The organism is Litchfieldella qijiaojingensis (genome assembly GCF_014651875.1).
GTDB classification, from domain to species: domain Bacteria; phylum Pseudomonadota; class Gammaproteobacteria; order Pseudomonadales; family Halomonadaceae; genus Litchfieldella; species Litchfieldella qijiaojingensis.
This window is the reverse complement of the sequence record NZ_BMXS01000003.1, coordinates 251,990-269,671: the sequence shown is the minus strand read 5'-3', so window position 1 is coordinate 269,671 and position 17,682 is coordinate 251,990. Positions and strand designations below refer to the sequence as shown.

Sequence of the window (17,682 nt, the reverse complement as noted above, 5' to 3'; positions counted from 1 at the left end):
CGGTTCCCGCGGCTAATTCGGTGAAAAACGGACGATCTGACGGTGACGCGCGCTCAGCGGCGTTCCTGCATCATCTTGACGAAGCGGTCGAACAGCGGCGCGACATCGCGCGGGCCGGGGCTCGCCTCCGGGTGACCCTGGAAGCTGAAGGCCGGGCGGTCGGTACGCTCGATACCCTGCAACGAACCATCGAACAGCGAACGATGGGTGGCCCGCACATTGGCCGGCAGGGTCGCCTCGTCGGCGGCGAAGCCATGGTTCTGGCTGGTGATCATCACCTGCCCGGTATCGAGGTCCTGGACCGGATGGTTGGCGCCATGGTGGCCGAATTTCATCTTTACCGTGAACGCACCGCTGGCCAGCGCCAGCAGCTGATGACCGAGACAGATGCCAAATACCGGGATCTCGGTCTCGAGGATTTCGCGGATGGCGGCAATCGCATAGTCGCAGGGCTCGGGATCGCCCGGACCATTGGCCAGGAACACGCCGTCCGGGCTCATGGCCAGCACCTCGGCAGCGGGAGTCTGTGCTGGAACGACGGTCAGACGGCATCCGCGCGAGGCCAGCATGCGCAGGATATTGCGCTTGACGCCGTAGTCGTAGGCCACCACATGGTAGGGACGGTCACCGTTGGTATCGGCATAGCCGCTTCCCAGCGACCACTCGCCTTCGCTCCATTCGTAAGGTGCCCGGCAGGAGACCACCTTGGCCAGATCCATGCCCTTGAGCCCCGGGAAATCACGGGCTGCCTGCAGGGCACGCGTGACGGCATCCTCACCCTCGGCCTCTGCCCCGGCAAGGATAGCGCCGTTCTGGGCGCCCTTGTTGCGCAGGATGCGTGTCAGGCGACGAGTATCAATATCGGCGATGCCCAGCACATTCTGGCTCTTCAGGTAAGCGGAAAGCGAGCGCTCGCTACGGAAGCTGCTGGCCAGAAGCGGCAAGTCACGGATCACCAGGCCGGCGCATGCGATGGTGCTGGACTCGACGTCCTCGTCATTGACGCCGGTATTGCCGATATGCGGATAGGTCAGGGTAACGATCTGTCGAGTGTAGGAGGGATCGGTAAGGATCTCCTGGTAGCCGGTCATGGCCGTATTGAACACGACCTCACCGCTGGTTTGCCCATCGGCGCCGATGGCCGTGCCATGGAACACGCTACCATCTTCCAAGGCCAGTATCGCGGGTCTGTTCAACGCAACTTCCTCCCATGCTCTTGTGAGATCGTCCGACGAGACTACCTCTCATCCGACGGGTGAATCACCTGGCCGGTGCCGGGATCGAGTCGTAAAAAAGCGGGACGAAACCCGATGAAGACCGGTTTCATCCCGCTTGTTGTCATTCGCTCGGAATGCCTGTGGCCCGACTCAACAAGCGCTAACACGGATGTCACACCCGGCGCCCGGCCAAAATTTTGGGGATGTTACAGGATTTGCTCCTGTTAGGCTAGTCCGTCAGGCCCAACACGTCCTGCATATCATAGCGTCCCGCCTCGCGCCCGGCGACCCAGCGTGCCGCACGCACCGCGCCCTTGGCGAAGGTCATGCGACTGCTCGCCTTGTGGGTGATCTCGATACGCTCGCCCTCGGTGGCGAATAGCACCGTATGTTCGCCGACGATGTCGCCGGCACGCACCGTCGCGAAACCGATCTCCTTGTCGGCACGCGGCCCGCACTGCCCCTCGCGGGCGAACACGCCGTGCTCCTTGAGGGTTCGCCCCAAGGCGCCAGCCACTACCTCGCCCATCTTCAACGCCGTGCCGGAGGGCGCGTCCACCTTGTGGCGATGATGCGCCTCGATCACCTCGATGTCGTAACCCTCGTCGCCCAGCGCCTTGGCGGCGGTCTCGAGCAGCTTGAGGCTCAGATTGACCCCGACACTCATGTTCGGGGCGAAGACCATCGGCACCCTGTCACGATAGCCGTCAAGCTCGGCAAGCTGCTCGTCGTTCAGGCCGGTAGTGCCGATCACGATGCGCTTGTCATATTCGGCACAGAAGGCCAGGTTGGCAAGCGTCACCTGTGGCGCGGTGAAATCGATCAGCACATCGAAGTCATCGACGATCTCGGCCAACGACCCCACCGCTGATACGCCCAGCTTGCCCTGCCCGGCCAGTTCGCCGATATCCGCCCCAACCAGTGAGCTGCCCGACTCGACGACCCCACCGGCGAGGGTGGCGTCAGGGTCTTGTTCCACGGCGGCGACCAGAGTGCGGCCCATGCGGCCAGCGACGCCCATAATGGCAATACGAGCTGCGGTGCGGGTCATGCGAACTCCTGAATTCGATAGTCTGACAATGACGGCAGTATACCAAAGGCGGGCGAGTCACGGAGGCCTGCTCTTGGGCGGTCGCCACGAAATTGGCCACACTTGCCTTATAGGCAAAGGAGAGCGCCCCATGTGGCCGGAAGTCTCCCCACTCCCCCAAGACCACCCCCTGTTGCCCCTGCTCGAGCATCATCAGCGAGTGTTGCTCGCGGGCGCCCCGGGCAGTGGCAAGTCGACTCTTGCCGCGCGAATTGCCGCCACACTGGAAGCCCTGGGGCGCTCCTGCCACTGCCTGAGCACCGACCCGGGATCTCCCGCCTTCGGGCCTCCCGGGGCGGCAAGCCTAGGGTACTGGCACCAGGGCCAGTGGGAGCTGCAACACCTCGAGGCGTTGAGCACTCTGGATGCCGCTCGCTTCCGCCTACCGTTGACCGAGGCGGTACGACGGTTAGCCAGCGCCAGCCATGGCTGGCCGCTGTTGATCGATCCTCCCGGCGTGGTACGTGGCACCGCTGGCGCCGAACTGCTCCCGGCCCTGGCTGATGCCAGCGCAGCACAGGCCCTGGTCGTACTGGCACCACCAGGCGTAGCGCCACCACTCGCCGAAGAGTGCCGTGCACTAGGCCTCGCCACCCTGCACCTGGACGCCGATCCGCAGGCCCACTACCCCGGGCGGCTCACCCGAGCACAGCATCGCACCGCCATCTGGGAGGCCTACCTGGAGGATGGTGTCGAGCAGAGCCTGGACTTGGCGACCCTGGCGGTGCTCGGCACACCTCCGCCGCGCTCTGCTCCCGAGGCTTGGCGTGGCCGGCAGATTGGCCTACTCGATGCCGCGCGGAACACCCTGGCGCTGGGGGAAGTGCTTGCACTGGACGGCACACGGCTGCGGATACGCGCAGCATTGCCGACGCGACCAGTAAGAGCAGTGGCGATCCGCGATGCCCAGCGCAACCAGGATGGGCAATTGACCACCGCACGCCAACATCGCGAGCCCGTCGAGCATGAGCGCCCTCCTCCCGAGCTGGTCGCGTCATCCCGGCGACTGACGGGCAATGGCGGCCCTCACCCGGTGATACGCCTCGGTATGGCGATAGCAACGCTGGTGAATGGCGTCTATGGCGACCCGGCGCTGCATCTGCGCTTGCGACATCAGCGGCGCAGTCTGCTATTCGACCTGGGAGACGTCGGCCGCTTGCCGGCACGCCTCGCTCACCAGATCAGCGATGTATTCATCAGTCACGCCCACTTCGACCATGTCGCCGGCTTCCTTTGGCTGTTGCGCTCGCGAATAGGGGAGTTCCCTCCTTGTCGGTTGTATGGCCCACCGGGACTCGCCCAGCACCTGGCCGGCATGGTGCGCGGCGTGCTCTGGGACCGGGTGGGCAACAAGGCACCACGCTTCGAGGTCGGCGAGCTGCATGGCGAGCGACTGCGACGCTACCGTATTGCAGCCGGCCAGGCGAACCCGACGCCCCTGCCGTCGCAGCCGGTCATCGATGGCATCCTGCGCCAGGAGCCCTGGTTTCGCGTGCGCGCAGTGACACTGGATCATGGCACACCGGTGCTTGCCTTCGCCTTCGAGCCCTGCACCCAGGTCAATGTGCGCAAGGAACGCCTGATCGCTCACGGCTGGCCACCGGGGCCCTGGCTCGGTGAGCTCAAGCACAAGGTGCTGACCGAAGAACCGGACGCCATGATCGCACTGCCCGATGGCAGCACCGCACGCGTGGACACGCTGGCAGAAAAGCTCCTGTTGATGCAGCCGGGGCTGCGACTGGTGTATGCCACTGACCTCGGCGACACACCAGACAACCGCCGGCGATTGATCGATCTGGCCCGTGAGGCGCACACACTGATCTGCGAAGCTCCCTTCCGCCAGTGCCAGGCGGACCAAGCCACGAACACTGGACACCTTACTGCCCGAGCCTGCGGCGAGATCGCCGCGGCAGCCCGGGTGGAAAGACTGATACCCTTCCACTTCTCGCGGCGCCACAGCAACGACTTGCAAGCCCTCTACGCTGAGATTCGTGCCGCCTGCCCCCGGGTGACGATTCCGCCTGATGCCATCTCCGGTTAACCTGTCGCTAGCGCCAAACCTCAGGAGGCAGCCCGGCCATTGCAAAACAGCAGGGCCATGGCCATGAGCACCAAGCCACTGCCGGGAAGCCACACCCAGCCGATCTGTCCAGGCTGCTGGATGAACAGCAACAGCATCGATACGAAAGGGACCAGATAGTTGTAGGCCGTCACCGCCCCAGGCGTCAGCGCCGCCGTGGCCCGTTGCAACAACCAGAAGGTCAGCGCGCTGGAGCACAGCCCCAGGTAGATCAGCAGCAGCGCATCGCGACCCGTCATCACCGCCAGGTTGGCCACAGGCTCCAGCCCCAACCCGGCAAGTCCGATCAACAGGGCCCCAATCGCCAGGCTCCAGAAGGTACGTGCCGCCGCGGATTGCGACAGCCATCCCCGCGACAGCCCCCATTTGCTGAGCACCGGATACAGCGCCGAAGACAGGCAGCCCATGAAGAACACCGCTTCGCCCCGACCAAAGCGCATGCCGGAACCGCCATATCGCGACTCCGCCCAGGCCAGACCCAGCGCCCCCAAGGCGCCTAGCGCCAGAATCGCCGGCAACCGCCAGGCCAGGCGCTCGACTCGCGCGAACAGCCCCAACACGAAGGCCAGCAACGGTACGCTGACGAACAGCGTCGCCATCGACAGTGCCGTGGCATGATGGGCGGCCCAGAACATGGCGCCAAAAAAACCTGCCAGACACAGCCCCATCAGGGAATAAAGCGCAAGTGAGCGGCCACTCGGCCACCAGTCCATCGCCCGACGGGCCAGGACCCACAAGGCCAGGGAGGCGATGATGAAACGCAGGGAAGTGAGCAACAGCGGCGGCAGCGCCTCGCTGACCAGCCCTACGGCAGGAAACGACAGCCCCACCAGCATCGCCCATAACAGCATGCCCAGATGGGCCTGACGGGCACTGGGTGGGGCAGACGTAACGCGCATGGACGCTCCCTGGCCTCGAGACGAAGCGCCCTGCCTACCACGCGACACGGGCGATCAGTTTTCCCAGACGATATCCAGGTCTTCCTTGCCCGCCATGCGCACCAGGTGGCTATCCACCACCTCTTCCAGGCGATCCAAGCTCTCGTCGTCCAACGCCTCGAGCGCCACGGTCAACTTGCCATCCTTGGCGTACATCAGGCAGGTGCCCGCCTCGAAGGTCACCCGTGCCTGCCCTTCGCTCTTCTCGACATCGAGCTTGTGGGCCCAGTGCTTGCACAGGCGATCGATCAGTTTCGCCCCGGAATCGGTGGCGATCTCGGCTCGGGAAATCGGCATGGCGGTATCCACTCCCATCGATAAAACAACCCTTAGACTATGACGCCCGGACACCGGAATACCAGCAGCTTCAGGCGTCAGCGAAGCGCTCGGCACGAAATGGCGCCATATCCACAGCGGGAGGTTCGCCATCCATCATTTCCCCAATCAAGCGTCCCGTCACCGGGCCGAGCGTGAACCCTTGGTGGCCATGGCCAAAGGCGAACCACAACCCGGCATGCCGGGAAGCGGGCCCGATCACCGGTTTCATGTCCGGCATGCAGGGGCGATTGCCTCTCCATGGCTCGGGATCACGCCGCTCCCCCAAGGGAAGCAGTCGCCTCGCCACCACTTCGGCGGCATCGAGCTGGCCGTGGCGTGCCGGCCCTTCAAGGGTGGTCAGCTCGGCTCCCGTGGTCAGGCGGATGCCGGCCTGCATCGGAGCCAGCAGGAAGCCCGACTCGAAGTCCATCAACCAGTGATGAAGCCAGCCCACATCACGCATCGCGTAATGCATGTGATAGCCGCGTTTGGGGAACATCGGCAACCGATACCCCAGCGGTCGCAGCCAGCGTTGCGACCAGGGCCCGGCGGCGAGCACCACCTCCTCGGCTTCCAGGCTGCCCGTGGTGGTGGTCAGCCGCCAGCCGGAGGCTGTTTGCTCGAGTTGCTGCGCCTCGGCTTGCTCGATATGTCCACCCAACGCCTCGAATGCCTGTGCATAGGCTTGTACCAGGCCTCCGGGGTCGACCACCGTCCAGGCATTGGTCCAGTGAATGGCACCGATCAACTCATCGGAGAGATGCGGCTCCTTGGCCTTGAGCATTTTGCTATCCAGCACCTGATACGTCACCCCGAAGCGAGCCTCGTTATCCCGTGCGATGGCGAGCTGCTCATCGAAGACGCGTTGTGTGCGGAAGCCCTCCAGCCAGCCCTCCTTGCGCACCAGCGCCTCGACACCCGCCGCTTCGATCATGGCCTGGTGTTCCTCGGTACAGCGCATGATCAGCGAGGCATATTCAGGGACGATCACGGCATAAGTGTGTGGCGCAGAGTGCCGCCAGTACTCCCACAGCGGCCCGGCCGCGGCAAGCATGCCCTGGGGGCGATAGCGGATGTCGATACGTCGGTTGGGCAGCACCCGAAGCAGCGTGGCCATGTCGCGGGGAAAGGCATGTGGCCGCACTGCCTCACGCTGGATGATGCCGGCATTGCCGAATGAGGTCTCCTTACCCGGCGCACGCCGATCAACCAGCACCACTGAGCGCCCCCGACGTGCCAGATGAAAGGCGATGGATGTGCCGACCATGCCGGCGCCCAGAACGATGGTGTCGCGAGTCATGCCGCTTGTCCTTAACACAAGGGTTACTCTGACGATATTCGCTGATATGGACCCCGTAAAGGCAAAGCCCCGGATCCGACTACTGGATCTCGGGGCTTCTTGTCTCAATGAGACATCACCGCCTTGTTACGGCTTCATGTCCTCGAAGAACTTCCTCACGCCGTCGAAGAAGCTGCTCTTCTTCGGCGAGTGGCTATTGCTCTCACCGAGGCTATCCTGGAACTGGCGCAGCAGCTCCTTCTGATGCTCGTTGAGCTTGACCGGGGTTTCCACCACCACTTTACACAGCAGGTCGCCAGGGGGACCACCGCGCACCGGCTTGACGCCCTTGCCGCGTAGACGGAATAGCTTGCCGGTCTGTGTCTCGGGCGGGATCTTGAGCTTGACCCGGCCGTCGAGGGTCGGCACCTCGAGCTCGCCGCCCAGCGCCGCGTCGACGAAGTTGATCGGTACTTCGCACTGCAGGTTGCGCCCGTCGCGCTGGAAGATCGGGTGCGGCTTGATCGCCACCTGCACGTAGAGATCTCCGGGCGGGCCGCCGTTGAGACCAGCCTCGCCCTCGCCGTTCAAGCGAATGCGGTCGCCGGTATCCACGCCGGCGGGAATCTTCACCGACAGGGTGCGGGTTTCGCGCACGCGCCCTTCGCCATGACAGTTGTGGCAGGGCACCTTGATCATCTGCCCGCTGCCATGACAGGTCGGACAGGTCTGCTGCACGGCAAAGAAGCCCTGCTGCATACGCACCTGGCCATGGCCGCCACAGGTCGGGCAGGTTTCCTTGGTGGAACCCGGTTCGGCGCCGTTGCCATCGCAGCGCTCGCACTCCACATGGCGTGGCACACGGATATCCACGGTGGTGCCGGTCACGGCATCCTCGAGGTCGAGCTCGAGGTTGTAACGTAGGTCCGAGCCGCGTTGCGGGGCATTGGGGCTGCGCCGCGCGCCACCGCCTCCGAAGATATCGCCGAACACGTCGCCGAAGATGTCGCTGAAGCCACCGGCACCAGCGCCACCGAAACCGCCCGCGCCGAAGCCACCGGCCTGGCCTTCGACCCCGGCATGACCGAACTGGTCGTAAGCGGCTCGCTTCTCGCTGTCGGCCAGGACCTCGTAGGCCTCGGAGACTTCGCGGAACTTCTCGGCCGCGGTCTCGTCACCGGGATTGCGGTCGGGGTGATATTTCTGGGCGAGCCGCCGATACGCCTTCTTGACCTCTTTCTGATCGGCTCCGCGCTCCAGGCCCAGCACCTCGTAATAGTCACGTTTGGACATGGATCTGTCCGCCTCCTATCGGCGCTACGCAAACGCCAACGCGGGAGTCATGCTGCCCCCGCGCTGGCGTCGTCCCTAGCATCTGACGTCGTGGTTACTGCTTCTTCTGGTCGTCGTTGACTTCTTCGTACTCGGCATCGACCACGTCGTCTTCCTTCTTCTTCTCGCCGGCGCCAGCGTCGTCTCCGCCCGCCTGAGCGCTCTCGGCCTGCTCGGCGTACATCTTCTGCGCCAGCGCGCCGGAAGCTTCGGTCAAGGCATCCAGCTTGGCCTGGATGGCATCCTTGTCATCGCCCTTGATAGCTTCCTCAAGATCGGAGATCGCGGCTTCGATCTTCTGCTTCTCGTCGGCACTGGCCTTGTCGCCGGCTTCCTCGAGCGTCTTGCGCGCGGCGTGAACCATGCCGTCGGACTGGTTACGCAACTGCACGAGTTCCTCGAACTTCTTGTCCTCTTCGGCATGCGCCTCGGCGTCGCGCTGCATCTGCTCGATCTCCTCCTCGGTCAAACCGCTGGAGGCCTTGATCACGATCGACTGCTCCTTGTTGGTGGCCTTGTCCTTGGCGGAGACATGCAGGATACCGTTGGCGTCGATGTCGAAGGAGACTTCAATCTGCGGCACGCCACGCGGCGCCGGCGGAATGTCGGCCAGGTCGAAGCGGCCCAGCGACTTGTTCTGACTCGCTTGCTTACGCTCGCCCTGCAGCACGTGAATGGTCACCGCCGTCTGGTTGTCGTCCGCGGTCGAGAAGGTCTGAGTCTTCTTGGTCGGGATGGTCGAGTTCTTCTCGATCAGCGGCGTCATCACGCCACCCAGGGTCTCGATGCCGAGTGTCAGCGGAGTGACGTCAAGCAACAGCACGTCCTTGACGCCACCGCCCAGCACACCACCCTGGATCGCGGCACCCACGGCCACGGCTTCATCCGGGTTGACGTCCTTGCGTGCATCCTTGCCGAAGAACTCGGCGACCTTCTTCTGCACCAGCGGCATGCGAGTCTGGCCGCCGACCAGGATCACGTCATCGATCTCGGACGACGACAAGCCGGCATCGGCCAGTGCGGTCTTGCACGGCCCAATGGAACGCTGCACCAGGTCTTCCACCAGCGACTCCAGCTTGGCACGGGTCACCTTGACATTGAGGTGCTTGGGCCCGGTGTTGTCGGCGGTGATGTAAGGCAGATTGACATCGGTCTGCTGAGCGCTTGACAGCTCGATCTTGGCCTTCTCGGCGGCTTCCTTGAGGCGCTGCATGGCCAGGTTGTCGCCGGACAGGTCGATGCCGCTGTCGGCCTTGAACTGATCGACCAGGTAGTTGATCAGTTGCATGTCGAAGTCTTCGCCGCCCAGGAAGGTGTCGCCGTTGGTAGCCAGCACCTCGAACTGGGTTTCACCGTCGACGTCGGCCACTTCGATGATCGAGATGTCGAAGGTACCGCCACCCAGGTCATAGACGGCGATGGTCTTGTCGCCACGCGTCTTGTCCATGCCATAGGCCAGCGCCGCCGCGGTCGGCTCGTTGATGATGCGCTTGACCTCGAGACCGGCGATGCGGCCGGCATCCTTGGTCGCCTGGCGCTGGGAGTCGTTGAAGTAAGCCGGTACGGTAATGACCGCCTCGGTGACTTCTTCACCCAGATAGTCTTCCGCCGTCTTCTTCATCTTCTTCAGCACTTCGGCGCTGACCTGCGGCGGTGCCAACTTCTTGCCCTTCACTTCCACCCAGGCATCGCCGTTGTCGGCCTCGGCGATCTTGTAGGGCACCATCTTGATGTCCTTCTGCACCACATCGTCGGAGAAACGACGGCCGATCAGTCGCTTGATGGCGTACAGGGTGTTGTTGGGATTGGTGACCGCCTGGCGCTTGGCCGCCTGGCCCACCAGGATCTCGCCATCATCGGTGTAGGCGATGATGGACGGTGTGGTGCGGCCACCTTCGGCGTTCTCGATGACTTTGGCGCTGTCGCCGTCGAGCACAGCAACGCAGGAGTTGGTCGTCCCCAAGTCAATACCGATGATGCGTCCCATAGGAAATCCTCGAAATTCGTGTCACTGATTCACTTTTTGCGGCATTTACCGCGGAATTGACGTCTATGTGGGGGTTGCCACGACCATTTCAAGTCCAACCCCCGTTTCGTGTCGTTAGCTCGCCGCTTGACTCACCACCACCATGGCCGGGCGTACCAGGCGACCGTTGAGCAGATAGCCCTTCTGCATCACTTCCATCACAGTGTTGGGCTCAAGCTCGGGGTTGGGCACCATGGCCATGGCTTCGTGATACTGTGGATCGAACGGTTCGCCCTCAGGCTCGATCACCTCGACGCCGAACTTGGCCAGTACATCGAGCTGCATTTTCAGTGTCATCGCCACACCTTCGCGATGTGTCTCGTTGGCGTCTTCCTGCATGGCATCCAGCGCCTTCTCGAGGCTGTCGACCACTGGCAGCAGCTCCTTGACGAACTTCTCCAGCGCGAATTTGCGTGCCTTGTCCATATCCTGCTCGGCACGCCGGCGCGCGTTCTGCGCCTCGGCGGCGGCACGCAGCGTCTGGTCCTTGGCCTCGGCCAGGCTCTGCTCGAGCTCCTCGACGCGCGCGGCCAGCACCTCGGCTTCGGGTTCGGCCAGGTTCTCGGCGTCCGCTGTCCGTTCCTCGGCGGCTTCGGTCGCATCGGCCTCTTCCAGCTCACCTTCCACTGGCCCTGACTGGGGCTCGCCTTCACGTTCGGTGCGTTCCACTTCCTCTTCGACGGGCGTCTGAGGTTCTTTGGCCATGAGCATCTCCTAACAACGAAAACGGCACCGGGCCGTCTTCGACGTACATTTGGCTTAACGAAAAACGGTGTTACGACGAGAGTTTCAGGGTATATGGGGATACCCCCATGAATCTCAAGGGATCATGGACAATCCGTTGCAACTGAAGATTGAAGGGTTATGCTAACTACTGTATAAACACACAGAACCGACATTTTCATGGGAACCCCGTGTTGCACGGGTGTCATGCCTGGAGGTGGCCATGCTGGTGCAGCTTGCGATTCGCGATTACGCCATTGTCGATAGCCTGGACCTGGAGCTGCACGGCGGCATGACCGCCATCACCGGCGAAACCGGCGCCGGCAAGTCGATCCTGCTCGGCGCCCTCGGTCTATGCCTGGGGGAGCGCGCTGATGCCGGCAGCGTGCGTCATGGCGCCGAACGTGCCGACCTCTCTGCGCGCTTCGACATTGCCGACTTGCCAGAGGCGCGCGCCTGGCTCAGCGAGCGCGAGCTGCCCGACGATGACTGCTTGCTGCGCCGAGTGGTCACCACCGCAGGTCGCTCGAAGGCCTGGATCAACGGCCAACCGGCGACCGTGTCGGATCTTAGGTCGCTGGGCGAGCACCTGATCGAGATCCACGGCCAACACGCGCATCAGGCGCTGCTACGCGAGGAAACCCATTTACGCCTGCTCGACGACTTCGCTGGTCATGCCGAGTCGGTCGACGAACTGACGACGCTTTACCGGCAGTGGCAGGACAAGCGCCGCCGCCTCAAGCGGCTCAGTGAAGACGGCGAGGAGATCCAGGCACGGTGTCAATTGCTGCGCTATCAGGTCGAGGAGCTCGACCAACTGGCGCTGGCCGAGGGTGAGCTGCAAGCGTTGGAAGAGGAGCAGGTGCAACTGGCTCATGCCGAGGAAACCCTGCGCGAAGCCCAGTTCGCCGCGGAATGTTGCGACCATGACGAGGCCGGCGCCCTACACCTGCTAACCCAGGCGACGCAGCGGCTCGGCCCACTGCCCGGCAGCGACCGTGGTTCTCTTGCTGAGGCGCTGGGCATGCTGAACGAGGCACGTATCCAGATCGAGGAAGCCGCACGCGAACTGCACCGATTCGTCGACACCACCGAACTCGACCCCGAGCGCTTGGCCTGGGTGGAGGAGCGCCTGGGCGAAGTGCACCGTATCGCGCGCAAGCATCACGTAATGCCCGAGGAGCTCGCCGAGCTACACCAGCGCCTCCAAGCCGAACTCACCGCCCTGGAGGGCGGCGAACACAACCTCGAGACGCTATCCTCCGAGGTCGAAGCGCTACGCGAAGATTGGCGTCAGCAAGCCAGAGCCGTCGGCGAAGCGCGCCGTGAGGCGGCAACACGCTTCGGCCAGGCAGTACAGGAGCAACTGGCATTCCTGGCCATGGGCAAGGCCAGTTTTCAGGTACAAGTGGAGAGTCGCGACACCCCCGCACCGAACGGCCTGGACAGTGTGCGTTTTCTGATCAGCGCCAACCCCGGGCAACCGGCCAGACCCTTGGCCAAGGTCGCCTCCGGTGGCGAGCTATCGCGCATCAGCCTGGCCATCCAAGTCGTGGCCGCCAGCCACTCGACCATTCCCAGCCTAGTGTTTGATGAGGTGGACGTGGGTGTCTCCGGGGCCACTGCCGAGATCGTCGGCCAGTTGCTCAGGCGCCTGGGCGAGAACGGCCAGGTGATGACCGTCACCCACCTGCCCCAGGTCGCCGCCCAGGCTCACCAGCACCTGCATATCGAAAAGCAGGCGCAGGAAAAGACCACCTTGACGCGGATGTCGCTACTCGACAGCGCCGGTCGCGTGCGCGAACTGGCCCGCATGCTGGGAGGCGTCACGCTCTCCGACCGCACCCTGGCCCACGCACGGGAAATGCTGGACGCCAGCCAACACGCCCATCACTAAGGCCGCGCTAGCTCTTAGCCCTTCTTGATGCCTTCTTGCCGGGTCGCCTTGGAGCCCTTGGGACGCACATAGAGCACCAGCGCATGATCGACGAGTTCGTAGCCGTGCTCCTCGACGATTTCTTGCTGGCGGCGCTCGATGGCCTCATCGTAGAACTCGATGATTTCGCCACTTTCCAGACACACCATGTGATCATGGTGTTCGTCTTGTGACAGCTCAAAGAGAGCGTGCCCGCCATCGAAGTTGTGGCGTGTCACCAGGCCGGCGGATTCGAACTGTGTCAAGACGCGATATACGGTGGCAAGCCCGACATCCTCCCCGGCCTCCAGCAACGCCTTGTAGACATCTTCGGCGCTAAGGTGATGCTGCTCGGGGGCATTTTCGAGTATCTGAAGGATCTTGACGCGCGGCAGGGTCACTTTCAGACCCGCCTTGCGCAATTCATGGTTCTGATCAGCCATGGTTGCTCTTCGCAGTGACGTGTAGGGTCGGGTATCATCGACCGAATCAACGATAGTGAAGAACGGACGCAAATGCAAAAGCTGATTAAAATGGTCACCCTTTCCCTGGTGCTGTCGCTGGCTGGCGGCTGCAGTTACCTTGGCGTGTACAAGCGTGACCTGCCCCAGGGAAATCTGGTGACACAAGAGATGGTCGCCCAACTCGAACCGGGCATGACACGTGAACAGGTCAAGTTCGTCATGGGCAGTCCCTTACTCGAGGCTCCCTTCAGTGCCAACCAGTGGGACTACCTGTACCGTCTCGACGAGGCCTACGGGGATGTAGAACAACGACGCGTGACCCTCACCTTCGCCAACGATCGCTTGGTGAACATCACCACTGAAGGCGACCTGGCCAGCGACATCGAACTCCCTTCAGTCGAGGGGGTGGGTCCGGCTCCAGCAGGCGCCGGACCGGAAGACTCCGCTTTGTCGCCCGAGGCGGAAAGGCCAGGCACCCCGACCTCAGTGCCATAAGGCGAAGATCCGCCTGCAAGGACATCCAAGGCGCTAAGTGCGGCGGCCTGAGGCCCGCTGCTTGCGGGCTTCCTTGGGGTCGATCTTGAGCGGGCGGTAGACTTCGACGCGATCCCCCGCCTGTAGCTCATGGCGGTCGGGGTCACGTAATAGTTTGCCGAAGATACCCAAGCTCGCCTCGCTGAACGTCTCCGCGGGCAGTTCAGGGAAGTAGCGCGTCAATTCGGCCAGCTCGACCGCTCGTCGCGCCGTGGTGCCTGACGGTACCGTCAACGGCACGACCTTCTGCCGCTCAGGCAAGGCAAAGGCCACCTCCACCTCGAGGCATGCCTGGTTCGTCTCTTCCCGATCAGTAGCGACCATAGACCTCATCGGCTCGGCGAGTGAAAGATTCCACCAGTTGCCCCGCCACCTGTTGAAACAACTTGCCGAAGGCCATGCCCAGCAGTCGATTGGCGAACTCGAACTCCATCTCCAGGCTCACCTTGCAGGCATCCTCACCCATCGGCGTGAACAGCCAACGCCCCCGCAGGCGACGAAAGGGGCCTCGAACCAACGACAACTCGATCCGTTCCGGCGAATACAAATCGTTGCGCGTGGTGAAACTCTGCTCCACACCCGCCTTGGACAGCGTCAGCTCACCAATCAGATGAGCCTCATCCTGCTCGATCAACCGTGCCCTGCGACACCCTGGCAGAAACTCCGGATAGCGCTCGAAATCATTGACCAGGTCGAACATCGCCTGGGGGGAGTGCCGCACCAGGGCGGACCGATTGACCGTTGGCATGTACCTCTCCGCTGACTTTACAAGGCCTTGGGCGTATCATGGGCGGTTATTTCGTCAAGCCTTGAATGGTACCACGCTTCCCCCCATCTCGAAGGGGTAGCCGCCATCCGGCATATCGATCAACGAGGTTTCATGGCCAACAAGAAAGGCAAGAGCAAAGGGCCCAGCAGCAACGTCATCGCCCAGAACAAGAAGGCACGCTTCGAATACCACATTCAGGAGACCTTCGAGGCGGGGCTGTCGCTGTCGGGCTGGGAGGTAAAAAGCCTGCGCGCGGGTAAAGCCCAGCTCACTGACACCTATATCCTGGTCAAGAACGGCGAGGCATGGCTGCTGGGCAGTCATATCACGCCGCTCAGCACCGCCAGCACCCACGAACTGGCCGATCCGACGCGCACCCGCAAGCTGCTGCTGCACCGCAAGGAGATCGCCAAGATCTTCTCTCGCACCCAGGACAAGGGACACACTTGTGTGCCGTTGAAGCTGTATTGGAAGAACAACCTGGTCAAGTGCGAGCTGGCGCTGGTCACCGGCAAGAAGCTGCACGACAAGCGCGCCACCGAGAAGGAACGCGACTGGAACCGCCAGAAGGCACGCATCATGCGCGAGAACAAGTGAGCGGGCGAGCCCTTGAACTGGCGCTGCAGACCCCCCATCTGGTATAGTGAAGACGTTCTAAGGGGGCGACATGGTTTCGACGCCGGTGACAACCCCTGAGGTGCATGCCGAGAGCGTGATGTATCTCGTAAATCCAACATCACGACTAAATAGTCGCAAACGACGAAAACTACGCTCAGGGCGCTCTGGCAGCCTAAAAACTGCTGGTAGTTAGCCTGGCCCGGAAGCGATGTGCCCATTCATCGTGGACGGGAGACGAGCGCAAAGTGATGGGATCGCGGTTGGCGACGCCTTCGCGTCAATCGTTAAACTTAAGAAGGCTCGCGTTGCTGGATCCTGCCCGTCGGAGTCAGTAACGCTAAAACAAAAGACGGAACTAAGCATGTAGAGCCAATGGGCGAGTGCCGGCGGACGCGGGTTCGATCCCCGCCGCCTCCACCAAACATGTCGACGAATCAAGCACCTACGGGTGCTTTTTTCGTTTACCCACCAACCCCGTGAGCGGCAGGCACCACACGTAACGCAGTCAGCATACGCTGGACTGCTCATCACCCGTGCCTCTACGGCAACCAATGATTAATGATTGAGGTATAGGCTCTTCCGGTCCAGACCCTCACCAGGCGTCCTCGGCCCCATGCGGCTTGCGTGCAGCGATACAGTGACACTCCAGGCCTAGATGAACACGGCCATCTGCGGCCTGGTAGGGTTTCACGGCCTCGGCGACAGCCTGCCAGATGTCTTGCTGTTTCTCGGGCGACAGGCCTTCGAGAAGCCTCACGATGTCCCGGGCGACATCCTGCAGGAAGTGGACGTAGGCATCGGGCGAATCGTGGACACATTCACTGGCGACTTGTTCGAGCGCTATCTGATCGAAGCCTGCCGCCTGGAACCGCCGCTCAAGGTCCGCACTGTCGGCAAGACGGAAAATATTCGGTTCGTCAGGATCCGGCGGCCCGACACCGACCGCACGGCGCACCGTCGCGCCCGCAATCGATAGCAACGGCGACTTCGCGGGCTCGCTGAAAACCGCCATGGCAACGCGACCACCTGGCTTCAATAACTCATGGACTCGCCCCAGGCACGCGTCCGGGTCGGCCATCAGCATCAATCCCCACCGGCACAGCGCGGCGTCGAAATCGGCTTCCGGAATCTCCAGTACCTCACCGTTGCACGCGTAGAAAGCGACATTCGTCATGCCAGCCTGGGCGACCCGTTCACGGGCAAGTGCAATCATCTCCGGCGAAAGGTCCGTCGCTACCACAACTCCGCTGGGGCCCACCCGCTCGAGGATGCTCATCAAAGGCTCGCCATAGCCCGTGGCAATGTCGAGCACCTTGTGTCCGGCGCCGAGTTGCGCCATATCCACCAGCCGGTCGTTGATCACTTGGGCGGCCGACTCGATGGTTGGCGCCCACTTCTTCCAGCCATAGGCCACGGAGTCCCAACCCCGACGGTCCGCCTCCGTCCCCTGTGCCGGATCGAACGTACTCTCGCTCATGGCGGCTTCCCCATCTGAACAGTCATTGTGGCTTGCACGAAACCACACACATAGCTTAGCAGCGGTTCAGCCATGGCCTTAGCGAGAATCGCGTGTGTGGGGAATCCCCTCCCCACTTGCCACCCCACACAGTTGGATGGAATCATTCCTCCTTTCTCAAGCATTAGGTTGCTGTACTCCACGTAGAGGAGAATCGCCGTGAATCACAAGGGATACCGCTGGTTGCGCCGCGCTGGCGCTGCTGCCCTACTTCTGTGTGCCGCTTCCCTGGCCCAGGCCGACGACGAGCGGAAGGTCTTCGGCTGGGTGGAAAAAGCAACCGTCGAGCCTTGGGGCGTGGAGGTGAAGGCCAAGCTCGATAGCGGAGCGCTGACCTCCTCGCTAGACGCCCGTGATATCGAGCGCTTCCAGAAGGACGGCGAGGAGTGGGTGCGCTTCCGCCTCGAACTCGAGGACGAGGAAACTGGCGAGGTTACGTCCGAAGTACTGGAGCGCGAAGTCAACCGCAAGCTGATCCTGCGCGGTGCCGGCGGAGAGTCCCGGCGCCCTACAGTGATCATGACGATCTGTGTCGGCGATACGCTGTACGAGGAGGATTTCAGCCTGCGCAACCGCGGCAACATGCTCTATCCGATGTTGCTGGGACGCCGCACCATCGAGCACCTGGGTCTACTCGATGTCACCCGAACCTTCCAACACAAGCCCGAATGCGACGAAGACTCGCCGCTGGTCGCCTATGAAGACGAAGACGACTGACGTCGACGATCAGTAAAAAAATAACCACCCTTCCTGGGTGGTCAAAGGGTGGTGCTTAGGTATTCTTCACTATAATTTGGTATAAGCATTATCAAATGTACAGCATCTGTATAATGATGCCTGTACGATAGTACCCACCGAAGGGT

Annotated in this window: 17 protein-coding genes and 1 other RNA gene; 6 read left to right on the top strand and 12 right to left on the bottom strand. The window is 62.6% G+C overall.

Annotated features, from left to right (window positions below; translation table 11 throughout):
• Window positions 1-53 precede the first annotated feature (53 nt).
• Both carA and dapB read right to left on the bottom strand, forming a co-directional pair.
• A complete protein-coding gene (carA, locus tag IE093_RS05405) occupies window positions 54-1,196 on the bottom strand; it encodes a glutamine-hydrolyzing carbamoyl-phosphate synthase small subunit (protein ID WP_189466912.1) in 1,143 nt (380 codons plus the stop codon).
• A 250-nt stretch (window positions 1,197-1,446) separates the two neighbouring features.
• On the bottom strand, window positions 1,447-2,268 hold the full coding sequence (gene dapB / locus IE093_RS05400; protein ID WP_189466910.1) for a 4-hydroxy-tetrahydrodipicolinate reductase: 822 nt from the start codon (window positions 2,266-2,268) through the stop codon (window positions 1,447-1,449).
• 130 nt (window positions 2,269-2,398) lie between these two features.
• Here dapB and IE093_RS05395 point away from each other — a divergent pair, with 130 nt between their 5' ends.
• Entirely contained in the window at window positions 2,399-4,348 is a 1,950-nt protein-coding gene (locus IE093_RS05395) for a Clp1/GlmU family protein (RefSeq protein ID WP_189466908.1), read from the top strand.
• A 20-nt stretch (window positions 4,349-4,368) separates the two neighbouring features.
• Here the strand turns inward: IE093_RS05395 and IE093_RS05390 are convergent, their stop codons facing one another.
• The 6 genes from IE093_RS05390 to grpE all read right to left on the bottom strand — a co-directional run bounded on the left by IE093_RS05390 (window position 4,369) and on the right by grpE (window position 10,985).
• Entirely contained in the window at window positions 4,369-5,286 is a 918-nt protein-coding gene (locus IE093_RS05390; RefSeq protein ID WP_189466907.1) for a DMT family transporter, read from the bottom strand.
• Between the two features lie 54 nt (window positions 5,287-5,340).
• Window positions 5,341-5,622: a DUF2218 domain-containing protein gene (locus IE093_RS05385; protein WP_189466905.1), complete on the bottom strand. Its 282-nt coding sequence runs from the start codon at window positions 5,620-5,622 to the stop codon at window positions 5,341-5,343.
• A gap of 70 nt (window positions 5,623-5,692) precedes the next feature.
• The gene (locus IE093_RS05380) at window positions 5,693-6,943 is read right to left on the bottom strand and encodes an NAD(P)/FAD-dependent oxidoreductase (protein WP_189466903.1); all 1,251 of its coding nucleotides are present in this window, start codon (window positions 6,941-6,943) and stop codon (window positions 5,693-5,695) included.
• A 126-nt stretch (window positions 6,944-7,069) separates the two neighbouring features.
• Complete coding sequence (dnaJ, locus tag IE093_RS05375) at window positions 7,070-8,215, bottom strand: molecular chaperone DnaJ (protein WP_189466901.1); 1,146 nt, start codon at window positions 8,213-8,215, stop codon at window positions 7,070-7,072.
• Window positions 8,216-8,309: 94 nt separating this feature from the next.
• Window positions 8,310-10,241: a molecular chaperone DnaK gene (gene dnaK, locus IE093_RS05370; protein WP_189466899.1), complete on the bottom strand. Its 1,932-nt coding sequence runs from the start codon at window positions 10,239-10,241 to the stop codon at window positions 8,310-8,312.
• Between the two features lie 114 nt (window positions 10,242-10,355).
• Window positions 10,356-10,985 (bottom strand): nucleotide exchange factor GrpE, encoded by a 630-nt coding sequence (grpE, locus tag IE093_RS05365; protein ID WP_189466897.1) that lies wholly within the window; start codon window positions 10,983-10,985, stop codon window positions 10,356-10,358.
• 241 nt (window positions 10,986-11,226) lie between these two features.
• Here grpE and recN point away from each other — a divergent pair, with 241 nt between their 5' ends.
• A complete protein-coding gene (gene recN / locus IE093_RS05360; protein WP_189466895.1) occupies window positions 11,227-12,900 on the top strand; it encodes a DNA repair protein RecN in 1,674 nt (557 codons plus the stop codon).
• Between the two features lie 14 nt (window positions 12,901-12,914).
• Here recN and fur read toward each other — a convergent pair whose 3' ends face one another.
• Window positions 12,915-13,361 carry a ferric iron uptake transcriptional regulator gene (gene fur, locus IE093_RS05355; protein WP_189466893.1) on the bottom strand — a complete coding sequence of 149 codons (447 nt, stop codon included), beginning with the start codon at window positions 13,359-13,361 and terminating at the stop codon, window positions 12,915-12,917.
• Window positions 13,362-13,433: 72 nt separating this feature from the next.
• On the opposite strand from fur, the gene IE093_RS05350 reads away from it, so the two are divergent.
• A complete protein-coding gene (locus IE093_RS05350) occupies window positions 13,434-13,877 on the top strand; it encodes an outer membrane protein assembly factor BamE (RefSeq protein WP_189466891.1) in 444 nt (147 codons plus the stop codon).
• Between the two features lie 33 nt (window positions 13,878-13,910).
• Here IE093_RS05350 and IE093_RS05345 read toward each other — a convergent pair whose 3' ends face one another.
• Both IE093_RS05345 and IE093_RS05340 read right to left on the bottom strand, forming a co-directional pair.
• Complete coding sequence (locus tag IE093_RS05345; RefSeq protein ID WP_189466889.1) at window positions 13,911-14,240, bottom strand: RnfH family protein; 330 nt, start codon at window positions 14,238-14,240, stop codon at window positions 13,911-13,913.
• Complete coding sequence (locus tag IE093_RS05340; RefSeq protein WP_189466887.1) at window positions 14,227-14,664, bottom strand: type II toxin-antitoxin system RatA family toxin; 438 nt, start codon at window positions 14,662-14,664, stop codon at window positions 14,227-14,229. The genes IE093_RS05345 and IE093_RS05340 overlap by 14 nt, the downstream gene beginning before the upstream one ends.
• Before the next feature lie 132 nt (window positions 14,665-14,796).
• On the opposite strand from IE093_RS05340, the gene smpB reads away from it, so the two are divergent.
• Both smpB and ssrA read left to right on the top strand, forming a co-directional pair.
• A complete protein-coding gene (gene smpB, locus IE093_RS05335; RefSeq protein ID WP_189466885.1) occupies window positions 14,797-15,282 on the top strand; it encodes an SsrA-binding protein SmpB in 486 nt (161 codons plus the stop codon).
• 61 nt (window positions 15,283-15,343) lie between these two features.
• Window positions 15,344-15,723, top strand: a transfer-messenger RNA (tmRNA) gene (gene ssrA, locus IE093_RS05330).
• Window positions 15,724-15,895: 172 nt separating this feature from the next.
• Here the strand turns inward: ssrA and IE093_RS05325 are convergent.
• Window positions 15,896-16,780: a class I SAM-dependent methyltransferase gene (locus IE093_RS05325; protein WP_189466884.1), complete on the bottom strand. Its 885-nt coding sequence runs from the start codon at window positions 16,778-16,780 to the stop codon at window positions 15,896-15,898.
• Between the two features lie 198 nt (window positions 16,781-16,978).
• Here IE093_RS05325 and rloA3 point away from each other — a divergent pair, with 198 nt between their 5' ends.
• Window positions 16,979-17,536, top strand: coding sequence for a retropepsin-like aspartic peptidase RloA3 (gene rloA3, locus IE093_RS05320; RefSeq protein WP_229803262.1), 558 nt, complete (start codon window positions 16,979-16,981; stop codon window positions 17,534-17,536).
• Window positions 17,537-17,682: the final 146 nt, after the last annotated feature.